15 protein-coding genes and 1 pseudogene are annotated in these 24195 nt (G+C 54.2%); 4 read left to right on the top strand and 12 right to left on the bottom strand.

Annotated elements, in window-relative coordinates; genetic code table 11:
* Positions 1 to 9: 9 nt before the first annotated feature.
* From MHM84_RS20185 to MHM84_RS20155, 7 genes are all read right to left on the bottom strand, one after another.
* Entirely contained in the window at positions 10 to 2760 is a 2751-nt protein-coding gene (locus tag MHM84_RS20185; RefSeq protein ID WP_239268663.1) for a restriction endonuclease, read from the bottom strand.
* 119 nt (positions 2761 to 2879) lie between these two features.
* A complete protein-coding gene (locus MHM84_RS20180; RefSeq protein WP_239268661.1) occupies positions 2880 to 6089 on the bottom strand; it encodes a DEAD/DEAH box helicase family protein in 3210 nt (1069 codons plus the stop codon).
* A 65-nt stretch (positions 6090 to 6154) separates the two neighbouring features.
* Entirely contained in the window at positions 6155 to 7066 is a 912-nt protein-coding gene (locus MHM84_RS20175; protein WP_239268658.1) for an Abi family protein, read from the bottom strand.
* A gap of 109 nt (positions 7067 to 7175) precedes the next feature.
* A complete protein-coding gene (locus MHM84_RS20170; RefSeq protein WP_239268656.1) occupies positions 7176 to 8150 on the bottom strand; it encodes a GIY-YIG nuclease family protein in 975 nt (324 codons plus the stop codon).
* Positions 8147 to 9553: a restriction endonuclease subunit S gene (locus MHM84_RS20165; protein ID WP_239268654.1), complete on the bottom strand. Its 1407-nt coding sequence runs from the start codon at positions 9551 to 9553 to the stop codon at positions 8147 to 8149. Before MHM84_RS20165 ends, MHM84_RS20170 begins: the two co-directional genes overlap by 4 nt.
* A gap of 181 nt (positions 9554 to 9734) precedes the next feature.
* Positions 9735 to 11714 (bottom strand): class I SAM-dependent DNA methyltransferase, encoded by a 1980-nt coding sequence (locus MHM84_RS20160; RefSeq protein ID WP_239268652.1) that lies wholly within the window; start codon positions 11712 to 11714, stop codon positions 9735 to 9737.
* A gap of 172 nt (positions 11715 to 11886) precedes the next feature.
* Positions 11887 to 12117, bottom strand: coding sequence for a helix-turn-helix transcriptional regulator (locus tag MHM84_RS20155; RefSeq protein WP_239268650.1), 231 nt, complete (start codon positions 12115 to 12117; stop codon positions 11887 to 11889).
* Positions 12118 to 12218: 101 nt separating this feature from the next.
* Here MHM84_RS20155 and MHM84_RS20150 point away from each other — a divergent pair, with 101 nt between their 5' ends.
* The 4 genes from MHM84_RS20150 to MHM84_RS20135 all read left to right on the top strand — a co-directional run bounded on the left by MHM84_RS20150 (position 12219) and on the right by MHM84_RS20135 (position 16105).
* On the top strand, positions 12219 to 12809 hold the full coding sequence (locus MHM84_RS20150; RefSeq protein WP_239268648.1) for a hypothetical protein: 591 nt from the start codon (positions 12219 to 12221) through the stop codon (positions 12807 to 12809).
* Positions 12806 to 14197 (top strand): DEAD/DEAH box helicase family protein, encoded by a 1392-nt coding sequence (locus tag MHM84_RS20145; RefSeq protein ID WP_239268646.1) that lies wholly within the window; start codon positions 12806 to 12808, stop codon positions 14195 to 14197. The genes MHM84_RS20150 and MHM84_RS20145 overlap by 4 nt, the downstream gene beginning before the upstream one ends.
* 367 nt (positions 14198 to 14564) lie before the next feature.
* Complete coding sequence (locus MHM84_RS20140; protein WP_239268644.1) at positions 14565 to 14822, top strand: S24 family peptidase; 258 nt, start codon at positions 14565 to 14567, stop codon at positions 14820 to 14822.
* 2 nt (positions 14823 to 14824) lie between these two features.
* Positions 14825 to 16105, top strand: coding sequence for a Y-family DNA polymerase (locus tag MHM84_RS20135; RefSeq protein WP_239268801.1), 1281 nt, complete (start codon positions 14825 to 14827; stop codon positions 16103 to 16105).
* A 55-nt stretch (positions 16106 to 16160) separates the two neighbouring features.
* On the opposite strand, the gene MHM84_RS20130 is transcribed toward MHM84_RS20135, so the two are convergent.
* The 5 genes and pseudogenes from MHM84_RS20130 to MHM84_RS20110 all read right to left on the bottom strand — a co-directional run.
* The gene (locus tag MHM84_RS20130) at positions 16161 to 16340 is read right to left on the bottom strand and encodes a hypothetical protein (protein WP_239268642.1); all 180 of its coding nucleotides are present in this window, start codon (positions 16338 to 16340) and stop codon (positions 16161 to 16163) included.
* A 923-nt stretch (positions 16341 to 17263) separates the two neighbouring features.
* Positions 17264 to 17542, bottom strand: coding sequence for a helix-turn-helix domain-containing protein (locus tag MHM84_RS20125; RefSeq protein ID WP_239268640.1), 279 nt, complete (start codon positions 17540 to 17542; stop codon positions 17264 to 17266).
* Between the two features lie 4 nt (positions 17543 to 17546).
* Complete coding sequence (locus MHM84_RS20120) at positions 17547 to 18662, bottom strand: ParB/RepB/Spo0J family partition protein (RefSeq protein ID WP_239268637.1); 1116 nt, start codon at positions 18660 to 18662, stop codon at positions 17547 to 17549.
* A 1-nt stretch (position 18663) separates the two neighbouring features.
* Positions 18664 to 19449, bottom strand: a complete 786-nt coding sequence (locus MHM84_RS20115; RefSeq protein ID WP_239268635.1) for a ParA family protein — start codon at positions 19447 to 19449, stop codon at positions 18664 to 18666.
* Positions 19450 to 23170: 3721 nt separating this feature from the next.
* A pseudogene (locus MHM84_RS20110) lies at positions 23171 to 23262 on the bottom strand (transposase); the annotation flags it as partial.
* Positions 23263 to 24195 lie beyond the last annotated feature (933 nt).

Raw genomic sequence — 24195 nt, 5'->3', positions numbered from 1 at the left:
TGTTAGGCATCAGGTTCGCCCAGGACAAATTGGTATTTTGGACTCTAACTTGCCTTGAAATAGCCATAATGCCCACTGTCTAATAGCACCACCATTCCTAACTTTAGACGCCTCAGTCCAATTCAGATCATGTTTTTCAGCAATATACTCACCAATAGCCTTTCCTGAAACTTCGACGTCAGACTCTAGAACCCTCACTACTTCTAGCAGCACACTTTCCAAGTTAGCACTAATCCATATTGCTTCACTTATTTCTGGAAATTTATTCACCTTCTCTATATCGACCATATACATATCATTTTCCACATAGATGAGCTCAAAGCGCTTGAGAACCGAAAGAGCATTACGGTAACCCTTAGGCTTTTCTGCATCTTTATCGACGCTACCTTTTTTTATCAGCCAGTTTAATGTTTCCAAGGCCAGCCCAGGAGATGCAGGTGCCGTAAAAATATTACTTTTACGTCGTCTGCGCTCGGATTTTGCTCGTTCAGTAACAACGTCTCCTTGATCTCTATATATCCAGCCATTACCAGTATTCTCAATAAAACCACATAATTCCAACCACCGGCAAAGCCGGACAGTGTAAGCATGCCATGTTTTGTCAGCGTACTTGTTATCTGGATACAGCTGCTTCAAGGATTCCACTAGACTATTAACCGTAGCAACCGAGTGCGCTGACTTATCTTTAACCGCATGCGTAAAGGCATGTTTAAAAAATTTTTCACGAATCGCTCTTAAAACTCCCATCTCAGTACACATTGCTACATCTTTACTTAACGAATATAGACCGCTCTCTCTGATCGCCACCCCAAACATAACCATATCTGAACCAATATTCTGAACAGTACCCTCAGAAAGCCTTGTTTTTGTAACCAAGTCCTGAACAGAAAGCTTCGTGTCATGCTCAAGGTGACTAACCACCTTGAAAAGCGAAGAAAAATCAGTAGATGGGAGATACCTTAAAGGAATAACTGGAACAGACCCTGTCAAGACATACTCCCTGAATATGTCCCAATAAATATTTAATCTATCTCCACTTCTTATAACCAAGCGCCTGTTAATCAAAGACTTAAGGGTGTCAGGGCCGGACAGCTCTATAATTTCGAACCAATCTACGGGCGCCCGCTGCGCAATTAATTTCAAGCAACTTGACTCTGCAGGACTTAATGCATCCATGTCCTCTCTGAATAGACTAGCCACATCCAGCTTGTTTTCAAGTAAATCATATTGGTCAATACCGCTTTCCATTTTCTCATACAAATGAATACATAGCTTTTTTAGCAACCACGGATAACCTTGACTGCTAGCAACAAGATTATGACGAAGATCATGATGTAGTTTTTGTTGTATCTCTTTTTCAAATATATTTATGGCTGTATTTGATTCCCTGTCAGAGAAAGGTGCCAGCTTTCTCGTTACTCGGTAATCTGAAAGCTGATGCCAGAAAAAATAGGCAGGATGTTCACTATGCGTTGTGCTGTCAGTTTTCCAAGCAAAACCCAAGCAAAAATTCAGCTTCATAGCAGCTGCGCTTAAAAGCAAAGACTTTGCTTTTTCAAAAACTTCATATAGCTCTGGTTTTGAATACAACTCTTCGAATTGGTCAAAAACCAAAGCTATTAATTGACCATTTTGATCAAGAGATTCCAAATATCTCTTTATGGTTTCCGAGTTCAGAGGGTTTCCCACATCTGATAAAACCAAGTCTATTCCTTGTTCACCAAAACCATCTTCCTGGGCACTTTTTAGTGCTTCCAAAAGTGAAGAATATATATAATCTGGACCGGTTGCAGCTCGAATGTCGACCGGAAAAACAAAGTACTTATGTTTGTTTTGATAATTTCTAGCTTTGCTTTTTAGCTTTGCAATCAACGAGCTTTTTCCCATCCCCGAGTTCCCGGTTATAGCAAAAATCCTAGTACTTGTATTCTTCTCCTTAATATTCCTAAAAAAATCGAATATATACCTAATATCCTTTACTCGGCCCACGAAGTCCTCTGGTCTCGCAGGCCGATAATCACTCCAAGCCTCGCCAGTTTGCACTTGAACTACGCTTACTGACTTCCCAGAATCAATTTCAGGGGGCTTTATTTTATGGCTTTTTGGCAAGTTGAAATTTAAGTTATTTAGGGTAGTATCAGTATCCGCAATATTGCTTAGCAGAGCAGCGTCCTTAACCAGCTCGTTATTTTTAGCATAGTAGCACAGCACACCTGCAGGTATGCCACCTGACAGAGTTGCTACAGCCCAAAATATTCCATAACTAGTTACTAACAGCACCCATTCTCCAATTAAGTTTTCACTTCCCATATATTCAGCTGCGCGATCTTCAGGTTGCCTCTTAATTATTCCTGAGCTTATTAGAGAGGCAACAACCTTCTCAGGATCATAGAAGCTTAGCTTTGTGGCTTGATCTTTTGGTTTAGCCTTCCACTCTTCTGCAAATCCTTTAGCTTCTTTTCCATATTCACCAGTACTAACAATCCACGCTTCCGAGTAATCTTTAAGGAAAAGTGTCCCTGCCAAGTTTTTTAATATATTAGCATCTATATTTTTATCTCGATATGCCTTGCACTCTACATAAATTTCCTTTCCACTTACTTTGTGGCGACACAAAAGATCTAGTTCCAAAGCAGTAAATCTTATTTCTTTAATCACTTCATAGGATTGTGCCGACAAGAGCTTTTCTGTCAGTGATTCAAGGAGATCCCCTCGCTCCTTTGTTGAAGAAGTTTTATGCAAAGCAACTTCTATTTTCATGTTTATCTACACTCGGATTTGGCAATTGAAAAATGCTGCCTGCGACCTTATCATTATTATTTAATTTAGTGAACTTTCAGGCCGCAATTATATGGACGTCCGCTTTGGGTCGAAACCGGTCATTGTTCTAGCCATCGTGTAATTTGACGAGACCGGTCTGCCAGCAGTTTTAGGACCAACAGCGCGAACTTCCTCCCCGTCGCCTCGTCCTCCAACAGCGGCATGCTGAGCTTCTCGTGGTCGCTGAGGGCATCGAGCACGGCGTCGGTGACCTTCTTGGGGAAGAGGCCATGCATCACCTGGTCCTCGCTGTGGTTGCGCACCTGGGCCATCACCGCCTCGTCGCGTTCGATGCGGTCGGCGATACCGTTGGCGAAGTGCAGCTTGTCGTCGTCGCTGACCTCGGCGCCGTAGAGGTCATTCAGCCGACCGATGATCTCGGCCAGGCGTTGCTTCTCGGGGTCGTGGGGCTTGCCTGAGCCCACCTCGCTGACTGGGGTGAGGCCGTAGTCGCCCTCAGTCTCGTCCAGGCGCAGGCGCTTCTCCTCGCGCTTGGTGAGGCGGTAATGGGTCAGCTCCAGCTCGCTGACGTCGATGCTCTCCTCCTCCAGCAGCCGGTCGGTGCGCAGCAGCGGATGGAGGTGACGGGCGAAGACGCACAGCTGCTCCAGCTCGGGGTCGTCGAAGGTGACGATCTGGCTGAGGAATTCGTAGGTGCGCACGAAGCTCTGCAGGTTCTTGCGGAACAGGTCGAGCTCGTCGCGGATGGTGCCAGCGTCCTTCAGTTCCTGCTCAGCACGCTTCAGGCCCTTGTCGTCGCCGTTGACTTCGGCAATCTGGCGAGCCTCCTTCCAGGTCTGCAGTTGTTCCAGAGTCAATTGGTAGCGCTTCTTGAAGCGCTCCTGGGCCGGGCGGCAGTGATAACTGAGGCTGGAAGCCGGGGCCTTAGGATCAAAGAAAGCCTTGGCGAAGGCCTCTACTTCAGGCCAGTGGTAGATACCGCTGGCGTCCAGACCGTTCTGCAGGTCGTACACAACTTGTGGATCGGAGACGCCGGCCAGCTCGGCCCTACGGTAATAAGGCGCGAAGGAATCGAGGATGTCCTTTTCTTCGTTGTAAAAGTCGAGGATGAAGGCCTGCTTGCCGGGAAACAGCCGGTTGAGCCGCGAGAGGGTCTGCACGCAGTCCACATCACGCAGCTTCTTGTCGACATACATGGCGCAAAGCTTGGGCTGGTCGAAGCCGGTCTGGAATTTGTTGGCGGCGATCATCACGTTGTAGTCGTCGGTGTCGAACGCCTCGGCCAAGTCGCGGCCCTTGAGCCCGGGGTTGAGCAACTGGCTGGTCTCGGTGACCTCCTCAGGTATCTCCTCATCGGGCGGCACGCTGCCGGAGAAGGCCACCATGGGGTGAACGTCACCGTAGCCCTGCTTCTCGATATACCGACGCATGGCCAGTTGGTAGCGCACCGCCTCCTGACGACTAGCGGTGACCACCATGGCCTTGGCTTGGCCGTCGAGCAGATGACGGACGTTCTCGCGGTAATGCTCGACGATCACTTCCACGCGCTGAGCGATGTTGTAAGGATGCAATCGCACCCACTTGGCCAGGGTGCGCGAGGCCTTCTTGGAATCCACCTCCTGATCCTCGCCATCGGGGTGGGCGAGCTTCCAGGCAGTACTGTAGGTGACGTAGTTGCGCAGCACATCGAGGATAAAACCCTCCTCGATTGCCTGACGCATGGAGTAGAGGTGGAACGGCTCGGGCTTGTTATCGGCGCTGGCAGGCAGGCCGGGATCCGGCGGGCGTCCGAACAGCTCCAGAGTCTTCGCCTTGGGTGTGGCAGTGAAGGCGTAGTAGCTGATGCGCTCGCTGGGGCGCCGTGAGGCCACGGCCGCATCCAGCATGGCCTCCGCACTGATCTCGTCGTCATCGTCCTCTGCGGGCTCTCCTGCGGCCGCCAGCAGCGCCTTGAGCTTGCTGGCCGAGCTGCCGGTCTGCGAAGAGTGGGCTTCGTCGGCGATTACCGCATAGTGGCCCTCGGCGAGCTGGGGACGCTTGTTCAGGGCGTCGAACAGCGCCGGGAAGGTCTGAATGGTGACGATGATGATACGGGTGTTACTGGCCAGGGCCTCGGCGAGCTGCTCCGACTTGCTCTGGTTACCGATGTCGCGGGTGATGGGCCGCACCACGCCGTGGGCGTGCTCGAACTGGTAGATGGTTTCCTGGAGCTGGCTGTCGAGCACCGTGCGGTCGGTGACCACGATCACCGAGTTGAACAGCTTGGTGCCATCCTCAGCGTAGAGGTTGGCCAACTGGTGGGCACACCAGGCAATGGAGTTGGACTTGCCGGAGCCGGCGCTGTGCTGCACCAGGTAACGGCGCCCCGGCCCCTCGGCCAGGGTGGCCTGCACCAGGCGATTGACCACCTCCCACTGGTGATAGCGGGGGAAGATCAGCGTCTCCTTGGTATGGCGGCGGCCGTGGAAGTCTTCGCTGGTCTTCTTCTCCAGGTGCAGGAAGCGACCGAGCACCTTCAACCAGGCGTCCGGCGCGAACACAGCTTCCCACAGATAGGTGGTGGCGTAGCTTTGCTCGTCCGACGCGGGCGGGTTTCCAGCGCCACCCTCCTCGGTACCGCGATTGAAGGGCAGGAAAAAGGTGTCCTTGCCAGCCAGCTTGGTGGTCATGGCCACCTCGGCCTGGCTCACCGCGAAGTGAACCAGGGCACCACGCTTGAAGGTGAGCAGAGGCTCGGGCTTACGGGTAACGGGATCCTTGATCGGTCGGTCGTGGCGGTACTGCCGCTTGGCGTTCTCTACTGTCTGCTTGAACTGGCTCTTAAGCTCTAGCGTGGCGGTGGGGATCCCGTTGACGAACAGCACCAGATCGAGGCGGGGATTGTAGCTCTCGCCGCCCTTACCCTTCTCGCGGGCATGGGGTGAGTATGAAACCTCCGGCACCACCCGCAGTCGGTTGGCGCGGTAGCGGGCCAGCGAATCGGGGTTCATGCCGTGGTCAGGCTGGAAGCTGCACAGATCGAACTTAACACCGGGTACCTTGAAACCGTGACGCAGCACCTCCAGGGTGCCGGCCCTGTCTAGCTCACGCACGACCTTCCGCACGAACACCTGCTCGGGCGCTTGAGGGTTGGCCTTGCAGAACTTCTCCCAGCGCTCCGGCCAGGCTTCCCGCACATAACCCAGCAGATCCTCGGTGTAGAGGGCCGTCGTACGGTCGTAACCGCTGGCTGTGCCGGCCTTCCAGCCTCCAGACACCATGGACTCGATGATATCCTGCTGGAAGCGGGACTCCCTGCTGTCCGCCATATTATCCCCTGCGCTTGGCGTAATTTTTTGAAACAGCCTAACGGTTTGGGGAAATAAGGAGAAGCCTAATTAGGAGAATGCTTCTTCCACAGGGGGCGGACTCGCCAGTCATCAGGGAAGCCCATTTCGGCGACATCGATCGCATGGTGATCAATCAGGCCAATTAGCCGTTCTCCCCAACGGTGGTGTGGATTCACCACGTCCATTAGGTACAGCATCAGGGTGAGGGTATTGTAGATACGACGCGAGGCGTCGAAGGACAGGCTATCCAGCGCAGCCACAGGACGATCCTTTGGCAGCTTAGGAAGGAAGGTGAACTCTCGGTTCCACAGTCGAGCATGATGAGCACACTGATTGCGCACCGTGCTCAGGTGATGTAACACCGATGTCAGCACGCTCTCGTCGAAGTCGTACTCACGTGCCACGGCGTTACGGTCTCGGCGCTGGCGTGTGTTGGCATACCACTGCGACAGTTGGCCGAACGTCATGATCTCCACCAAGGCCCAGATTGGAGGCAGCGGCTCATCGTAGGTGGTGCTCAGGTGGCGGATAAAGGTTTCCTGACTGCGCCGCACCTCGCCTTCCAAGGCTCGGAGCCGCTCCTCGTGACGCCAAGAACGGTGAGGTGATTTGAACAGGGCCGGATCCAGGTGGCAATGGGGCCCGTGTGTATGGGCCATGTGGTAGGCCCAGCAGGTGCGAATCGAAACCTCGATGCGTTCAATGGCGTCCATGACCAGCAGCCGGAACTCCCGGTCGAACACATAGAGATTCAGCACGTCATCCAGGGTAGTGCCGGGGCGCAGGCGATGCGTCCGGTGATCGGCCTCGAAGGGCAACCAATAGGCGCCCAACCGGTAGTAGTTGAGATGACGCAGATAGTGGAGCGCCCGCTGGCGGTCCGGCACCGTCAGCCCCCGCTGGATGAGCCGGTCGAGCTGATCATCTAAGCTCAGCGGGGGCTTGTTGAACTGCAAGGCCGGCCTCCAGAAAAAAGTAACCCCCCAAGGTGCGCTTCCGAGAGAGGCGTGGGGGGTGTTGTTAGAAACAAGTATAAGGAAGCAGAGACCTGCTGCCAAGTCACATCTACCAGGTTGGCTCTGTATCCTCCGGCTGTGCCGCTGCAGCACTTACTTGCTGGTCTTGCCAGTCCGCATAGGTCTGTCCCGTAGCCTCGATTTTCCAATCCACTCGCCCATTAGCGGCACGCCCTGCGACGATGGCTGCCGCTGGGCTGGGGCTCGTAAAACCGTAGTCGCGCGTAAACCTTTTAAAGCCGTTCCCATCATCCATCAGCACGCCCTCATCGCAGAGTTGCTTATAGAGGTGCCGGTAGCTGTGTTTCAGGTCTATCCATTCGCCTCTGGCCAAGGAGCCTTCGAGAACCACGAACTCACCATCCAGTTCTTGGGCAAAGGCCACGATGTTGTGCTTTCTAACTTCCATCTTCAGTCGGGGATTTTCCAGCTCCCCCGACTGGTTCGTATCAGGCTGCGCCGGCGTGCATGCTCCCTGCTTCTGGCTTGGGGAGAGCTTCGCTGTGCTGCGCAGAAAGTCCAGGCCGAGGACAGGAAGCACCGTACGAATCTGTTCCATAAAAAACGCCATATCGGCACGATCAGATTCTGGCAGGCCTATGTATTCATGCGCTGTACCGTTGGCTAGCTTGCAACGCCCCATGGCTCCGGCATTCTGAATCAGCAAGCTTTCCAGAAACTTAACATGGGCCTTGGTCAGGTTCTGATCCTTACTGGTGACCAAGCAAACCTTTTCCCAGAAGTCTTTGCCACCCTTGTCTTCTGGCCGATTGTGCTGCTTGAGGCGCGTGCCGACATCATCACTTTCCCCGATATACACCAAGGGCCGCAGATCACCATCAGGGTCCGTGCCGACTAGGAAGTAGATGCCGGTTCGCCCACACTCCGGTCGCTGGACCAGTTCGCTGAGCTTGCTGCGTGGCCCGGTCAACACATGGCCGGTCCAGTTCATGATCTCGGCGGTGAGGAGACCATTGGGTGTGCCGTCCACCAGAAAGAGCCGGATGCTGCGCCCTTGGGTCATACTGCCTCCATTTGGTCTGTCTCAGCGGGAATCGATGACCGCGTCGGCGGCTGCCAGCCGCGCACGTCGATCTTGCCGGTAACAGCGGCGGAGATCAGGGCAGAACGGCGTTCCTCAAGCCTTTTTTTCAGTTCTAGAGCTTCCCCTGCTAAGTTGAGTAAGCTCCATGTCTGCTTGATGACTTCGTCGCGGATTCTTGCCTGCTCTTCGAGCGGAGGACATGGGAAGGGCATCTCAAGCACGGTGCCTTGTCCAATATTCAGCATTGAACTACTAGCTCCGGTTGCCTCCAACTCAATTTGCTGCCTAGTTTGGGAAGCCCCCATGAAAAAAGCTAAAAATATTGGATCTGCAACCGTCTCGCGGAGGCGCAGACGAAACAGCTTATCCGACAACATTAAGTTGGGATAGGAAACCGTAGGGACTGCACAACTACCGACCAGCTCTCGTGTATTGGCACGTGATATCAAGACATCATTGGCTTTGATGGATAAATCAAATCGCGGGGAGAGCTCGCCAGGAAGCTTCTTGTTCTCTTGACTGTCAAATCTACCATGATTGACACACCCCACTTTAAGCACGCCCCACTCACTCTCACTTTCGACTGGATTATTTTCACACTGAGGACTCCAGCCTTGCTCGAAGGTTTGGACAATATGCTTTACTCTAGTAATTTCCCAGTGTTCCGGCACTTCACCTAGCCACTCCACACCGGAGTCCTTCATCGGCACACCGGAGTCCAGTCCCTTGGTGACAGCATGAGAGATCACCGCCTGACGCTTCTCCTTGAGCAGCTCGATCAGGCGCTGTTGCTCTGCTATCAAGGCGTCAATACGGGCGGTTTCGTGGTCGAGGAAAGCAACTATTTTAGACTGCTCGTGCATTGGCGGAATAGCACAGTACAGCTCTGCGATATCCGGCATATAGATGGTTTTATGCGTCGACCCCATCATCATGCGAGAAAACTCAGATGCCATTGCCCTGAACGCTGTCAGCAAATATTCTGGGCTTACTTTTTTCCCACAAATCCAATTGGCAAAATCCTGCGTGGTAGCCATTGGCTTACCAAGAATCGCTGAGTACCCTACGGATGCTGTTCGCGAAAGAATCACAGTGCCCGCAGGCAATAGGCGTGCTGATGAGTTGGCCAAGCCCAACTCGCTAACCTTCTCTTTCGTCTCATACACGACCTTGGTAAGCCCAGACCGTATTTGCCATACATCAGATAGCGTGAACCAAGGAATGGTACAGTTTTCCCAGTACTCTGGCTTGTTACGGCTAGGAGTATGGCCAGACTCTAGTTTGGCAAAATAGCGAACCTTGCCGTGATTCCAATGCGCCGGCACTTCCCTCAACCACTCGACGCCGGAGTCCTTGTACTCAGGGTATTTCGGGAAGCTCATGCTCGCACTCCTTCCCTTGTATATTCCGCTGCCTTTTGCAGGTGGGGGGCAGCCGGTCCAACGCCAGACACAAAAAACCCGCCAAAGTGTGCATCTTTGAGAGGCATGGCGGGTGTGTCGCCCATCATGCTGAAGTGACGAGGCCTACCTGTCAACGCAGGCCCCACCTCGCTATGACTTCTCATTCCGACAGCTCCTCAATCATCTGCTTGATCCGGTCGGTGCACGCCTTGAGGTCGGCATCAATCTCTTCGAGCGGGCGCGGTGGCGTGAATTTATAGAAGTGCCGGTTGAAGGGGATCTCGAAGCCCACGATGCCGATACGGCCATCCAGCGGGTCGCACTTCTCCTCGTCGATCCAAGCGTCGGGGACGTGGGGCTTCACCTCACGCTCGAAGTAGCCGTACACCGACTCGTCCAGCGGCACGTTCTCGTTATCACGCAGGCCGCTGTCGGGTTCAGGGTTCCCGTTCTTGTCCAGGCAGATATCAGCGTCCTGGTCACGCTCGGAAAGCGCGTTGAGGATCGTCTTCTGCACCGGGGCACCAACTTTGAGGCCTTCCGTCTTCAATGCTGCCTCCAGCGCTTTGAGGAAAGTGTCACGGTTATTGAATCGCTGCTGGGGGTCCAGGGTGGCGCAGGCGGCCTTGAGGGCCTCGCGCTCGCCCTCCTCGAGCTTCTGGATCGGCTTCTCGTCATCGAGGCGAGCCAGGCGCTCGGGGCTGGCTTGGAAGTTGAGACGTAGCGGGCGTTCTACCGTAATGCGTCGATAACCAAAAGCCTCTACCGGGAATATCTTGCTCTCCTCGCTCTCTTGGAAGGCCCCATAGAGGCGCACGATCTCCTCGATACTACGGTCATCAACGTACTGGCGCTTGCTGCCCAGCGACTTGCGCATCTTACTGGCCCGGCCAGTGGCGTTGATCAGTTGGACCTGGCCGCGACGCTCGAGTGCCTTGTTATTGGAGAGGATCCACACATAGGTGGCAATGCCGGTGTTGTAGAACAGGTCGGTGGGCAGGCCAACGATGGCCTCCACCAAATCATGCTGCAGTAGGTAGCGGCGGATCTCGGATTCGCCGCTGCCGGCGCCACCGGTAAACAGCGGCGATCCGTTGAGGATAATGCCAATTCGGGAGCCACCCTCTTTACGAGAGCGCATCTTGCTCACGAGGTGCATCAGGAATAGCAGCGAACCATCGGAGACTCGTGGCAGGCCGGGGCCGAAGCGGCCATCGTAGCCCCGCTGCTTGTGTTCATCGGTGATCGCCTTCTGAACCTTCTTCCACTCCACACCAAACGGCGGATTGGAGAGCATGACGTCGAAACGCTCTCCACGGAGCTGATCATCAGAGAGGGTGTTGCCGAGCTTGATCTGGTCGACCTGCTGATTCTTGATCAGCATATCAGCCTTGCAGATGGCATAGGACTCGGGGTTGAGTTCCTGGCCGTGCAGCGAAACGGTCACGTCCTGGCTGACCTGTTGGATGTACTCGTCGCTCTCGGAGAGAAAGCCGCCGGTGCCCGCGGTGGGGTCATAGACGGTGACGATGCCGTTCGGGCGCAGCTTGTCCTCTTGGCCGGTGAGCACGAGGGAGGTGGTCAGATGAACGATGTCTCGCGGGGTGAAGTGCTCCCCCGCCGTGTCGTTGGAGCTTTCGGCAAACTTGCGAATCAGTTCCTCGAACACCAGGCCCATGCCGTAGTTGGTCAGCCGCTCGGGACTCATGTCGATGGCGGCGAAGCGCTGCACCACCTGGTAAAGCAGATTGTTGGCGGCCAGCTGCTGGACGAAGCCTTCGAACTCGAAGTGCTCGAAGATCTCCCGGGCGTCCTGGCTGAACGACTGCACGTAGCTCATCAGGTCGTCGGCGGTCTGGGTGTCGGAGAGGCTGCCCAGGGTCAGCGGCGAGGCGTTGAAGAAGGGCTGGACGGCGGCGCGCAGCAGCAGCTTCTCGCGCACCGCCTCAGGCTTGGCCTGGTGGGCGTGGGCCGCGGCGAGCACCTCGGCCTTGGTAGGCTCCAGCACGCACTCCAGGCGCCGTAGCAGGGTGAAGGGCAGGATGATGCGGCCATACTGGGACTGCTTGAAATCGCCGCGCAGCAGATCCGCCACGGACCAGATGAAGGCCGCCAGCTGAGAGTGACTCTCCGTATTCACGATGCTTCCCCGCGTGTTGGTGCTAATGATGATGGTTGACGGCCATCATACACAGCGAAGCGGAGTGAGGGGCAAGGCAGGCACGCCGCCTTGAGGAGGTGCTGGCCGTCCTACATCGCCTGTCAGAGATATCCTATGGCGTGACGCTGAATACCTCCCTAAAGCGTGAGGGCTAGCTGGCCTGAAGCTCCGTCATGCGAGGAAGAAGCGACGCCGGATCGCATGCCAGCACCCCAGCGATGCGGTACAGCTTCTCGACCGTGATGTTCACCTCGCCACGCTCGATGCGTCCCATGTAGCTGCGGTCAATGCTGCAGGCCAGCGCCAGTGCATCCTGAGAGAGCCCACAGGCTTTTCTCTGCGCCCGGATCCGTGCCCCCAACGCTTTTGCCAATGGATCCATGACCGCCTCAATTTCACTTGAGGAAGCACTATCGTGTGTTTGCGGATGCACAGGCCACGGACTATAATCCGCATTTTTGTGACAACCGCTCTGGTGCCTGCATGAAATCCGTCCCGTTCATCCTCGACAGGCGACTGTATGACCTTCTCCAGGAGGAGGGGCGCACGCAATTCACCACCCGCGAATTGCGGGATGCCTATGCCAAGCACCTGAAAGGCACCGACTTTCGTCTCGGCGATGTCCGTCGGTATGTGTATGAGCAGATTCGTCGCCTGCTCCGAGCGGGCTGGCTCGTACCTGACGAGGAGCGCCGGAAGCGAGGACAGGTCTACCACCTGCAACCCATCCCACCGCATCTGCAGTTGGAACTGATCGACAACGGTTTCGAGAATTGCTTTAAGCAGCCTGATAAAGAGAAGCTGACCGCTTCAAAACCTAAGCAGGCTGCCACGCCACCGCCATCGTCGCTTGATGCCCAGACGTATTTGGAAGGCCTCTTCAAAGAGATCAAGCTCGACTTGCTGTCGTCGATGGGCGAAACGGAGCGCTACAAGCAGCTCCTTGATGAGATGCCCCATCTAAGGGACCAAGTGGGCTACGAGTATCAGGGGGCCAAAGACCGAAGCTCGCGCCTGCTGGGACATCTTCGTGCCGTCGAGAACACACTTAAAGCGGTAGCCTCTGAGCGATGACCGCATCGCTAAGAGACTGGCAGCGCCGGTGTATCGACACGGCGCTGGAGCATTTCCTTTCCACGTCGCATTTCTTGTGCCAGGCGACCCCCGGTGCCGGCAAGACGCGCATGGCGGCGGAGCTGACCCGATGCCTGCTTGACCAAGGCAAGATCGATCTGGTCCTCTGCTTCGCACCCTCTTGCCAGGTCGTCGACGGCTTTCGCTCGACCTTTTCGGCGGTGCTCGGCAAGCGCCTGGACGGCATGCTCGGCGCGGCGGGAGGGGCTTACACCTATCAAGCTATGGAGTACCGCGATGAGGTCTTCTGGCGACTGCTCGACGACTATCGCGTGTTCGTCGTCTTCGACGAAATCCATCACTGCGCCGGTCATGATCCCTTGCTGAGCAACGCCTGGGGGCAACAGATCCTGCAGAAGATCCAGGATCGTGCCGTCTTCACCTTGGCACTGTCCGGCACGCCGTGGCGCTCTGACGACCGCGCCATTGCCTTGGCGCGTTACCTATCCCCCGAGGGACAGCTGATCTGCGACTATCGCTATGGTCTGCAAGAAGCCATCGCGGACCGGTTGTGCCGTTCGCCCCGCATTCTACTTCTGGACAACCAACAAGTTGTGCTCACGGAAGCAGTCGAAACCGAGAGCACCGTCAGGTTGTTCCCAAGTATCGCCCAGCTGCTGGGAGAGACGCCTGTCACTTATGAAGACTTACTACGTCATGACGAGGTGATCGAACAACTGCTCGCGCTAGGAAGCGACAAGCTGGACGCGCTTCGCCGAAGCCAGCCAGAGGCGGCGGGCCTGGTAGTCGCTACCGATATTGCACATGCTCAGCAGATAGCCCAAGCACTTGACGCCAAAGGGGAGAGTTGGTGCATCGTGACCAACAAAACCCCTAATGCTCAGCAGGTCATCAATGCATTCCGAAACAGCGATTGCCGCTGGATCGTCGCAGTCGGGATGATCAGCGAGGGGACTGACATCCCCCGCCTGCAAGTATGCTGCTTTCTCAGCCGCATCCGTACCGAGCTTCACTACCGGCAGGTGTTGGGGAGAATACTGAGGCGCATGGGCGAAGCTGATGATCAAGCCTGGCTGTTCATGCTGGCGGAGACGACGTTACGGCGATTCGCGGAACGCATTGCCGACGATCTGCCGAAGGATCTAGCCGTGCTGCGCGAGGTACCTATGACTGCCGCAGGAGCTAGCCCGGCGTCGGGCGGCAAGATAGCTGACAACGCTGAAGATGGCAGCAATGACGGCGATTTTGAACAAGACCAGGAGGGGGCCTCCCCGAGCACTTACGCGCTCGGCGGCTTTGCTGATGAACTGAGCTACCATGTTAGTTTTTCGCAGCACTACAGACAGTTGTTGCTGAGTTGCATGTGAAATATCTGAAGTGGACCCCATCCTTCGGACCACCAAGCACAATAAGAAGGCGCCCCAGACCAAGGAATCCTCTTCCTAGGTAAGGCCACCATGATCTATAGCATGAGGCTCCCCGAGCACGAGAAGAACTACGGCGTCGATCTATCAACCTTCTGGGACGATTAAGGTTTTGGTGGCTCAGGAGGGGGGCATCAACCACTAATCCGGATGCCCTGAAAATGAGTGGAGAAGGGGCAGCGGGTCGGACGTATCAGCTCGTTCGGCCCAGAGCTTGGATATGGACAAGTTAGGGCGCATATGTCCACATGTTATCAGTGTCCATACGGACATTCACAGAAATGCCCGAAAGCCCCAAAAAGATTGGGTTATGGGCCGTATCCATACCAGTACCCCTAGCGACTACTCAGGCGATATCCTGGTCGTGGATCGCTCCATCACCCCTCGCCCGGGGCATATCCTCGCCGCCCTGGTGGATGGTGAAGTCATCGTCAAACGCTACGAGCTGGTCGGTAACCGGCCCTACCTGTGTTCCGGCAACTCCCGCTATGCCCCGATCCCGCTTGGTGACAACGAATGCCAGGTCTGGGGCGTCGTTCGTTCGGTGATTCACGAGTTTCCGGTGTGACCATGGTTGGCCTTGTCGACTGTAACAATTTCTACGTGAGCTGTGAGCGCGCTTTTCAGCCGCGCCTGGAAGGCCGCCCCGTTGGGGTACTCTCGAACAACGATGGCTGCGTGATCGCCCGCTCGGCCGAGATCAAGGCGCTGGGCGTGGAAATGGGCACGCCGGCGTTCCAGCTCAAGCATCTGGTTCGTCAGCGAGGCCTGGTGCTGCTCTCGAGCAATTATGAGCTCTATGGCGATATGTCGTCGCGCGTGCAGGCCGTGCTCGAGGAATACGCACCCCAGGTCGAGCCCTACTCCATCGATGAAATGTTTGTGCGCTTCGACGGCTTCGAGACCGCTGCGCTCACCGAGCATTGCCGCCAGCTCCGCCAACAGGTGCGCCAGTACACCGGCATCCCCGTATCCATCGGCGTCGCCCCTACCCGCACGCTATCGAAGCTCGCCAACCGAGCGGCCAAGAAAATTCCCGGCTATGGCGGCATATGCGTGCTGGACCGCGACAGCACCGCCACCAAGGGCCTGCTGCAACGGATCGAGCTGGGGGATATCTGGGGCGTGGGGCGGCGTCTCGTCGAGCGCCTGCACGTCATGAGAATTCGCACAGCCTGGGACCTGCGCAACACCGATCCCAAGCGCATCCGCCGCAAGTTCAGTGTCACGCTCGAGCGCACCGTGCTCGAGCTGCAAGGCATTCCCTGCACTGAAATGAACGATTTCGACGAGCCCAGGCAGCGCATCATGACCAGCCGCTCGTTTGGCAAACTCACCGGCAGTTATCAGGAGATCCAGGAGGCGATTCGTCAGCATGGCCAGCGCGGCGCCGAGAAGCTCCGCCAGCAAGGCAGCCTTGCCCGGGCCGTGCTCGTGTTTCTCAAGACCAACCCGCACCGCGCCGATCTACCCCAGTACGCACCAAGCACGATCGTCGAGCTGGAACATCCCACCGACGACAGCCGGCCTATTCTGCACGCGGCCAGCCAGGCACTGCAGAGGATCGTCCTGCCCCGCTTCGCCTATATGAAGGCCGGCGTGATGCTACTGGATCTCGTCGATGCCGACCGGCAGCAGCTCTCGCTGCTCGACACGCCACAAAGCGCCGCCGATCGCGCCCGTAGTGAAAAGCTGATGGCCACCATGGACGAACTGAATCAGAAGATGGGGCGCGGCACGCTGCGCCTGGGCATGCCCACGGATGGAGCTGCCTGGCACCTGCGCTGTGCCAACCGCACGCCACACTGGTCGACCCGCTGGGAAGAGATACCTAAGGTAAGGGTGCTGTAGAACATTTAAAGAAAAGCCCGGCTAAGAGCCGGGCTCAACATAGTTGGCAAGAAAATCATATAAACCTTTTCAACAAAAGCTCAACAAAAGATGCCAGATCTGTATCCATTACCATCTTGCCAATATCAATTTTTTGGTCAATTTGTGGAACCACGTTATCTTTCAAATACTCCCAATCCATGTTGATCTCATCAACATCATTTGAATTGGCAATTTCCATGCGATTCTCACGCATTAATATCCTGTATTTGTATGCTCATACACCAGACTTATTTTCCTGCATGATAAAATGCTTGTTTTGGCTGATGTTTTTCCACCACATCAAACCACCAAAAGTCGAAATTGGTTTTCGAAAAGCCATGCTCACCTGTTTAAATATATAATTAAAGTTCTTTTTATCGGCAGGAGTGTAAAAAGCTTTAGAAGGTGTTTACAAAAACAATCAGTCGTTGAGACGATAGGGTTTCTACCACTCAGGGAGAGATCCCCTGTCGCAAGGCGGTCGGCTAAGAAAACTCGGCGAAGCTGAAAAGGCCTGCTACTTCAGCTTGTTGAAGAGTATCCACTGGCAACTACTCTTAGCGAGCTCAAGGACGCCTTTGCTGGCAACGATAAGGCGCTCATTCCCGCCCCCATTGGAAGAACATGTCCGGCAGGCAGTGGCCCAGGCACTGCTTGAGCGACAGGCGCTGGATGTGAGCTACCTCTCCCGCAGCCTCCAGTCCAGCATGAAAAAACGCTTTACACTACATATCTAGGGGGTTGCCCGTATCATCCAACCTGCTCAAGCAGAACTTCCACCGCAGCGTCAACGATATCAGGTCTAGATGCCATCCAAGCGCGTTAGCGGATCATCGGCGAATTCAAACCCGCAGGAGTGGCCGTCAGGTCAGTAGGCTTACAGCCTTTCAGCCCCATGGCGGGCTAGTGGGCGAAGGAACTTAACGAAACTCTTTGGCACTCAGTATATTCGTCAAGTCATTCTGTTCCGCATGCGAAACATTTTCTAGCTGTTCCCTCCCCTGCCCCCCTTGTGGGAGCCGACCTACCGAATAAAGCTATTGATGAACAAATAGACTGAGGCATGAAATATGGTAGAGGTGGGCACTAGGCCCACCCCAGCTAATAAGCCAGTTCAAATTAGGTTAAATAAAAATACTACAGGGTTCCAAAATATCGAAGAAACTCGTCGCGATTAAGAATGCCCCAGTCGTCTAATGCATAGAACCCGTTAGCACTTTCTGACTCAGCAGCATCTCTAATAAATAGGATACGCAGCTTGAATTCATTGCGAATAGCAGTTAGCTGACGCTTGACCGTACCAGCCGGGATGCAGGTCTGCTGAGCTATATCCTGGAGCGACGGCTTATCAAGTTGCGATAAAGCTAATATAATAGCGTACTTACGCTGGGTATCTCGAGATAGATTACCTGCCATCAGGTTAATCCTCTCCGTCTACGCTCATCAACTGCAAATCCGATACGCTCATGCGAACCACTTCAGGTGTACTGCCCTCGTTGTCGTCAAGTCGTATCCAGCAGAAGCCCGCTGTAGTATCAACGCGATCAGTTAATAACAATCCTGTACGAAAGACATCCTGATAGACTGTACTTACTTTAATACGAACTCGCTGAGGTTCGGTCCGTTTCCACTTTTCCAAGCCGCGATTTTTTGCCTTGGGGCGTGCGTTGGCTGGAGGCTCAGGGTCATCAATTTCGTTACGCGTATCCTCAACTTTACGCTTGGAACTGTCAGTCTCTTGATGATCTGAAACATTGCTATATTCTAATTTCTCTGTTTCGCCTTTTCCTATAGCATCGCTACTCATCCCTGTACCAGACAAGTGCTCCATTGAGTGTATGGAATCGCCACTGTGTTCATCAAAAGCTTCTTTCTTACTTTGCTTGGCCTCTTTTAGTAAATCGCGGCTGGCTTTACGACTAATACCGGTCACTAATGCACGATCGCAGACTTCTTCTGCCTCGTCAGGGTCACGTTCATAGAGCTGACGCAGGTTATTGAGTGTTTCTGTATCTCGGGTCACGCCTTCTTCATACAAGCGCTGGATTTTGTGAGGCAGCCTCAACAGCGCCAGGTGTGTAGAGACATAGCCCCTCGATTTACCAAGGCGCTTTGCCACAGCAGCAGCTTTCCAGCCAGCCTCGATGAACTTATTCAGTCCTTCAGCAATTTCGAGGGGTGCTAGGTTTTCTCGCTGAATATTCTCTATCAGTTCGCCTGCTGTTTCGTCTAAGCTTGACTGTTCTTTTTTATTAATGATAGCTTCAATGGGTAATCCACGTAATTTACAGGCACGCCAACGACGCTCCCCTTTTTGGATGCGATATTTGCCACTGGCATCCTTCGGAGACACAATGATGGGCTGTTCAAGACCATGTGTTTGGATAGAATCAGCCAGTTCTTCAATCCCCGTAAACTCTTTACGGACTTGGCCTTCCTTCGGAATCACTTCATCGCAGCTAAGAACTATTACTTCCTTGGCACCTTTCGCGCGGCGAGATAGGTTCTGAAGATTGGAAAGATTACCGAGACTCATTTCAGCCCACCTTCTCGATTAGTTCTTCGATTACCGCACGGACATCCTTCGCGGCAGCACGTCCAGAGCTCGTTTTGATGCTCCACACAGGGATTCCTTTATTAGTAGCTTCATCCAGCTTACCCCGAACGCCAATTTCAGTGGCGTAGATCAAATCAGGGACTGCGTCTATAAGCTGCTGTCGAGCTTCCATATGGGTTTGGAAGTTACGGTTGAGATTATTGATAACAATGCCCGTGTTTTCCAACTGAGGATTCAGCTCTGACTGGACGCTAATAATAGTGTTTAAGAGACCCTCTACCCCATCTACAGCGAAGCCGCTGACTTGGACTGGGCATATGACATGTGTGGAAAGAACAAGTGCTGCTACCAACTTCCTTCCTAAACTCGGCGGGCAATCAATAAGTACGTAGTCATAGCTATCTAGCAGGTGGCTCGCTTTTAAGTTTTCAGAAGGAAGTAAGGCACACCCAAGGTCCAAAGATTCAATTTCAGATAGGACGGGATCGTTCTTGGTTGTCCATATCAGGTCCATGCCCCTAGGGCAGGACATGACAGGGATCTCGTCGAGGCCAGAACGGAAAAGGTCTGCTGTCGTTGTGCCGCTAAATTCAATTTCGTTACCGGACTCGTCTTGAGCTAGCCGGCTAGATGTGTTGCCCTGCGGATCAAGGTCGATCACGAGAACACGATGTCCAGCTTCGACGAGATAAAATGCACTTTGAAGGCAAATGGTAGATTTGCCGACGCCGCCCTTCTGATTTGCAAAACTGATTATTTTGGTCATGTTATCTCGGAATGCCCGACCTCAGCATGGATTGGATCAGTGTTATCGTCATAAGCATCCAGCCGCCCCGCGTCATGTTACGCATGCGGAACATTCTATGCTACATAAAGTGAGCCATCAATCTACATAGGCTGTTACTTTAGGGGGCGAAATTTGCCCTTTTCTAATGCTCTCAGCTTTTACCAACTCGTTACGTGTCAGCAACCCCGGCCTGAAGAGGGTGTCGCAAAATCCGATTGTATCGGTAACGACACTAACAAATCAGTACGTTGTCTGCTGCATTGCTGTATCGCTGCTTTCGGCCCCCCCTTCGCGGCACCCTCTGAAGGGCGGGGTCTGAGAAAAGGAGCCGCAGGCTGACCAAGGAAAGCGTTAGACAACTAGTTATGGTAGTGGCAGGTCGCCAAGCCCCGCTCCACCGGGCTTCCTCAGCGGTGGACTTTGGAAGCTTCGAATCACGTTGGCGAAAAGTAAAGCGCCGAAGGTTTATATCGCTGCATCTCGCAAGAGCCGGTCACTGGCTTTCCCGAGGGGAAAGACGGGCTAAATGGCCTGCGTCTACAAAACCGTAAGAGCATTAACAAGGGGAGGAAACCGCATGCCGGTTATCGTTGTGGACAAACAACGGCCCCTGGTGCCGTGTGCGAGAAGCGAGCATGACTGCTGCTGATGCGAGATCGTGCCGTGGTGGTATGTCACCACCTGCTCACGATCCTCCTGAAGTATCGAACTGGCGGTGATCTCCAGACGATTCGCCTTAAAGTTTGATCTCGGCAGTCGGGGAGCGGTAGGGCCTGGTCCGTAAGAAAGGCAAGATACAATATGTCAGTAGCCTGTTCGAGCTGATCCATCGCGGCTTTCAGATACGTGAAGCGTTGCAACAACGTGCCGGATTCGGCGCCGTCGGCGCAGCATGAACCTGCGCTATCGGCAGCCGCGTTCAACAACCCCACACGACCCGAGGGCTGGCTCGCCCCCAGACTGCAACATCGGCTTGATACCGTCATGAGTTGGGTCACACGGCTTTGCAAGCTAGCATCGATCACGGAGATCAGTCAGGAACTCGTGTACTTCACATGTAGCAGATGCAGAATATTGAGATCAGAAGGATCAAGTATCAGATAAACACCTTAATGGGCTGGGGGTGCGTGAATACCTGCTGGAAGGATGGGACTGCCTGTGTGCCTACTGGGGAACGAAGGAGTCGCCGCTGGGGATCGACCACATCATATCCCGAGCGACAGGCGGCTCCGACCGCATCAGCAACCGGACCCTGACCTGCCACGGCTGCATCAACGAAAGAACACGCGCAAAACACTGAAGCAATTTTTAAAGACGTCTCGTCGCCTGAAGAAGCACCATCACCAGCTGGCAATTATCGAGCGTGAATGCCTTCATCCTCTGCGTGACGCTGCTGCTGGCAAAGTTGCTCGCAGGGCCCTTGTATCGTGCATTTGAGAAGATACGTCTGCCCGTGGAAGTCGCCTCGGTCAGGCAAAACAAGTTTAACCATTGCGGTATGTGCATCCCCAATAGGCATGTCCTGATTGCCGCCTGCGTTGGCCAGGTTGAAGCCGCCACCGATTGGCATCGCCCCACACATCAAGGCGATTGGCCGAAGCAGCTATCGGCGAGCCCGACTCAACTAATATGGCTTCCCACGCAGCTATCTCATATGTCAGAAGCTGGTTAGAGGTTTCCATACCGGTGATATGGCAGGGCCGAGATACCCAGTGACAAGAAGACTGGCATCCATGAAGGCCGTATAGCCGAGCACATGACAGGCAGCTTCACTATCCAAACCGCAGCGTGGACTTTTTACATCCCTGGGGTTTCGAGAACATACCTGCAAATCGCTCAGGCCTGCCAGTATAGCTTGGATAACCAACTCCAAACCGTAGAGTGCCTACACCGACCGAGGTGCGGAAACTCTACGGGCAACCATAGCAAAGCACCTGAACAAAATGTTCCGCATGCGAAACAGCTTTTTGGTTGCTGAAGTGCCGCACATCTACAGGATTGGCGTTTCTATATACGCTAACCGATAAGGATTTGGTGCTCAGCCTTGATGCAAATGGCTAGAATGCTGTACTCAGACGGAAATGACCTTCTGCCAGGTGATTAGAGACAAGAATTTTCTATTATCGGCCTTTCCTTGAGGCGCCAGTGTCGTTCTTTCAGGTACAGAGTCACACAGAGCACCGCCTATTCTCGCATCCCTGCTCCCTCACATTCGTACAAAGCGATACCCGTAAGGTTGCTCTGCATGCATAAAGCTGCGTTCCACCGTCTCCTTGCGGCTCTGGTAAGTGCGTATGCCTGACGGTGTCATCAGGTGGCTGCCTGACCGCTATTTTGGGCAATATGTGGCAAGGCATTGTCTTGCGGTAGCACAGGTTGCGTTTTCAGACGTTATGCCTAGGACAAGTACTGCCCTAGGCCTGGGCTGACTGGTAATGATGGTAACGTTCACGGTTGGTTGTTACGCGCCGTAGCGCCTGGCCTTCGGGGGAGTGGTAACCGTCCTGGTCGGCGACAGAAGATGCGTTTGGGCATTATGCCTTTCGGTATGCTGATATAGAAGTAGCCGATTATGCTGCAAAGTTGGTATTCTCCTCAATCTTGGCAAATTGCAGACAAAATTGTCGCGTATCTAACCAAACAGCTGTGTTATCTAAGTCGAAACAGCCAGTCTTAGAGACCTTGACTCGCCAAGGTAGGGCACGTTGTAGTGCACGCGGCTGACGAAATATGCATGACAATAATGGTGTGCCATGCGACAGTCGCGGGCCATCGAAGGAGAAACGCGAAACGCCACCGTTCCACTCGACGCTTGTGAAAACTGGCCCGTAGCTCTCATGTGCGCAGTCGTGATTGAGCCTGCGCGGCTTCCCGATCGGGCACTGCTGGCAACGACATGGGTATCACCAAGAGCATAACGCTGAGCGGTAGATATTTTCGAAAATATATGTAGCTTCACCACTATTCAAGGTCGCTTGGCCACTGCCCAGCGCAGGATAACTCGAAACCACCTGCAGATCGCCGATGTGCAACGCGACTGCCAGTATAAGGCCACGACGAGTGTCAGCGATTACAACGCCATGATAGCCGTCGAAGACCTTCACGTCGCCAACCTATCAAAGTCCGCTCTGGCAAGCTGCCGGCACCGGGACGTATCGTCTGGCAGAAATCGGGGCTGAAGCCATTGATACTGGATCTGAGATGGCACGAGATTCGCCACCAGCTTGAGTCCAAGATGCGGTAGTCGGGTGGGCTATTCGTGCGCTGTCACCGCAGAACGTGAGCCAGACCTGCCCGGCTCTTCTAGTCAGCGGAGAATCGCAGGACGCAGGCAAGCTTCCTGTGCACGCATTGAGGTTACGCAGAGAACGCGGGCGTGATTACAGCGATTAACATTGTATACCGGGACCCTGGCCGTCTCTAAGCCTCGAACCAGTAAGACATGCTCAGGGCGGGACGACGACCGAATTGCCTGTGAAGTGAATTATGCAGTGAGGCCGCCAGCACCAGGAATTAGACCAACAGGCAACCGATGATCACCCGCTAGGAAATTCTCTTCCTGTAGCGCGAAGGAAGGAGAGAATGTCAAATTATAGTGGATTAGCCACTCCTCGATGTTGCTGTCACTGAATCGCCAGCACTGGTTATGGGTTAAGTTCGAAGCAGTTTCATCTAGTTGATCAGCGCTTGCCCTGGTCTAGCGATAGGCTGTTTCGCTTGGAGTTCACGTACCAGCTGACGCTCACTGCGAATACCTAACAGGTAAGCAATAAATAGCGTCTTGAACAGGAGGCGGGATCCAGTGCTGCCATCTGAAGTCACTGCGACTCATGTTAAGTTGGATCGAGATCTTTAGCATACCTAGATGATGACAAAGCCTGACCCTTCGGCCAGGCTTTGTCGTTAGTCTGAAATGTTCCGCATGCGAAACACTTCATTCTGTTTTTATTCACCGAAAGCTGAGGACCCCTTGCTCTTACATTTGTATTCCAACCCTAGGATGCGCTAACGGTTAGCTGGTTAAATAATCATTCATGTGAAAATGGATCTGACCCAGCGAGACGTCATGAAACGCCTGTGTTGTTGACTCCTTGATGGCACGGTTCATCCACTACATCTTTCCATTGCCAGATTGTGGCGTTTTTAAGCTGACTGGCCGGGAGGCTGCCAAGGGCACTGCTGAGCAGGGCGAGACGCTAAGCGAAAGCTGACTGTGGCGCTGGGATGCTCAACAGTTATTCAGCGGGCGATGTTCTCTGATGAAGCATACCGTAAAGGCGGGGCAGGGGGGGAGCACTGGTCATCTATCTGGGTCAAGCGCACCCTGAGCGAACCGATCTGCGACGCGGTCTCAGTGCAGCCTAGGTGCTGCCCAAATCCCGGCTTATATCCTCGCCGCGGCTGGCCCGGCAAAGTCGCTTTTCTCTATTGCTCAGCCAGCAGATAGGGGTCAATCAGACTTTTCGTCAACTGCAGGAGACACTGGCTTGCAGGCGGTAAACGGGCCGCCCAGCACCTGCAAGCCGACCCTGCTCAAGGGAGTTGTCGCTGTCACAATTGTTAAGCGCACCCGGGCATTGGTGAAATATGCACTCCCGAGGAGGCCTTCGGCTGCACCGTCATCGCCGGTGAGAACCTCTAGTGTGCCCAGCATTACGCACCGCTGGATTCGAGTCTATAGAACCGCGGTATCATAGTTATAAACTTGAACAATGGGTGCGGTGA

This window comes from Halomonas sp. McH1-25 (assembly GCF_022348165.1).
Lineage (GTDB): Bacteria > Pseudomonadota > Gammaproteobacteria > Pseudomonadales > Halomonadaceae > Modicisalibacter.
Note: the sequence above shows the minus strand (reverse complement) of the source record. Positions and strands in the feature narration are given on the sequence as shown.

Bases quoted from the DNA above. Each gene is read 5' to 3' on its own strand.
- MHM84_RS20185 (WP_239268663.1), bottom strand. From the start codon at position 2,760: ATGAAAATAGAAGTTGCTTTGCATAAAACTTCTTCAACAAAGGAGCGA.
- MHM84_RS20180 (WP_239268661.1), bottom strand. From the start codon at position 6,089: ATGGCGGACAGCAGGGAGTCCCGCTTCCAGCAGGATATCATCGAGTCC.
- MHM84_RS20170 (WP_239268656.1), bottom strand. From the start codon at position 8,150: ATGACCCAAGGGCGCAGCATCCGGCTCTTTCTGGTGGACGGCACACCC.
- MHM84_RS20165 (WP_239268654.1), bottom strand. From the start codon at position 9,553: ATGAGCTTCCCGAAATACCCTGAGTACAAGGACTCCGGCGTCGAGTGG.
- MHM84_RS20155 (WP_239268650.1), bottom strand. From the start codon at position 12,117: ATGGATCCATTGGCAAAAGCGTTGGGGGCACGGATCCGGGCGCAGAGA.
- MHM84_RS20150 (WP_239268648.1), top strand. From the start codon at position 12,219: ATGAAATCCGTCCCGTTCATCCTCGACAGGCGACTGTATGACCTTCTC.
- MHM84_RS20145 (WP_239268646.1), top strand. From the start codon at position 12,806: ATGACCGCATCGCTAAGAGACTGGCAGCGCCGGTGTATCGACACGGCG.
- MHM84_RS20140 (WP_239268644.1), top strand. From the start codon at position 14,565: ATGGGCCGTATCCATACCAGTACCCCTAGCGACTACTCAGGCGATATC.
- MHM84_RS20135 (WP_239268801.1), top strand. From the start codon at position 14,825: ATGGTTGGCCTTGTCGACTGTAACAATTTCTACGTGAGCTGTGAGCGC.
- MHM84_RS20130 (WP_239268642.1), bottom strand. From the start codon at position 16,340: ATGCGTGAGAATCGCATGGAAATTGCCAATTCAAATGATGTTGATGAG.
- MHM84_RS20125 (WP_239268640.1), bottom strand. From the start codon at position 17,542: ATGGCAGGTAATCTATCTCGAGATACCCAGCGTAAGTACGCTATTATA.
- MHM84_RS20120 (WP_239268637.1), bottom strand. From the start codon at position 18,662: ATGAGTCTCGGTAATCTTTCCAATCTTCAGAACCTATCTCGCCGCGCG.
- MHM84_RS20115 (WP_239268635.1), bottom strand. From the start codon at position 19,449: ATGACCAAAATAATCAGTTTTGCAAATCAGAAGGGCGGCGTCGGCAAA.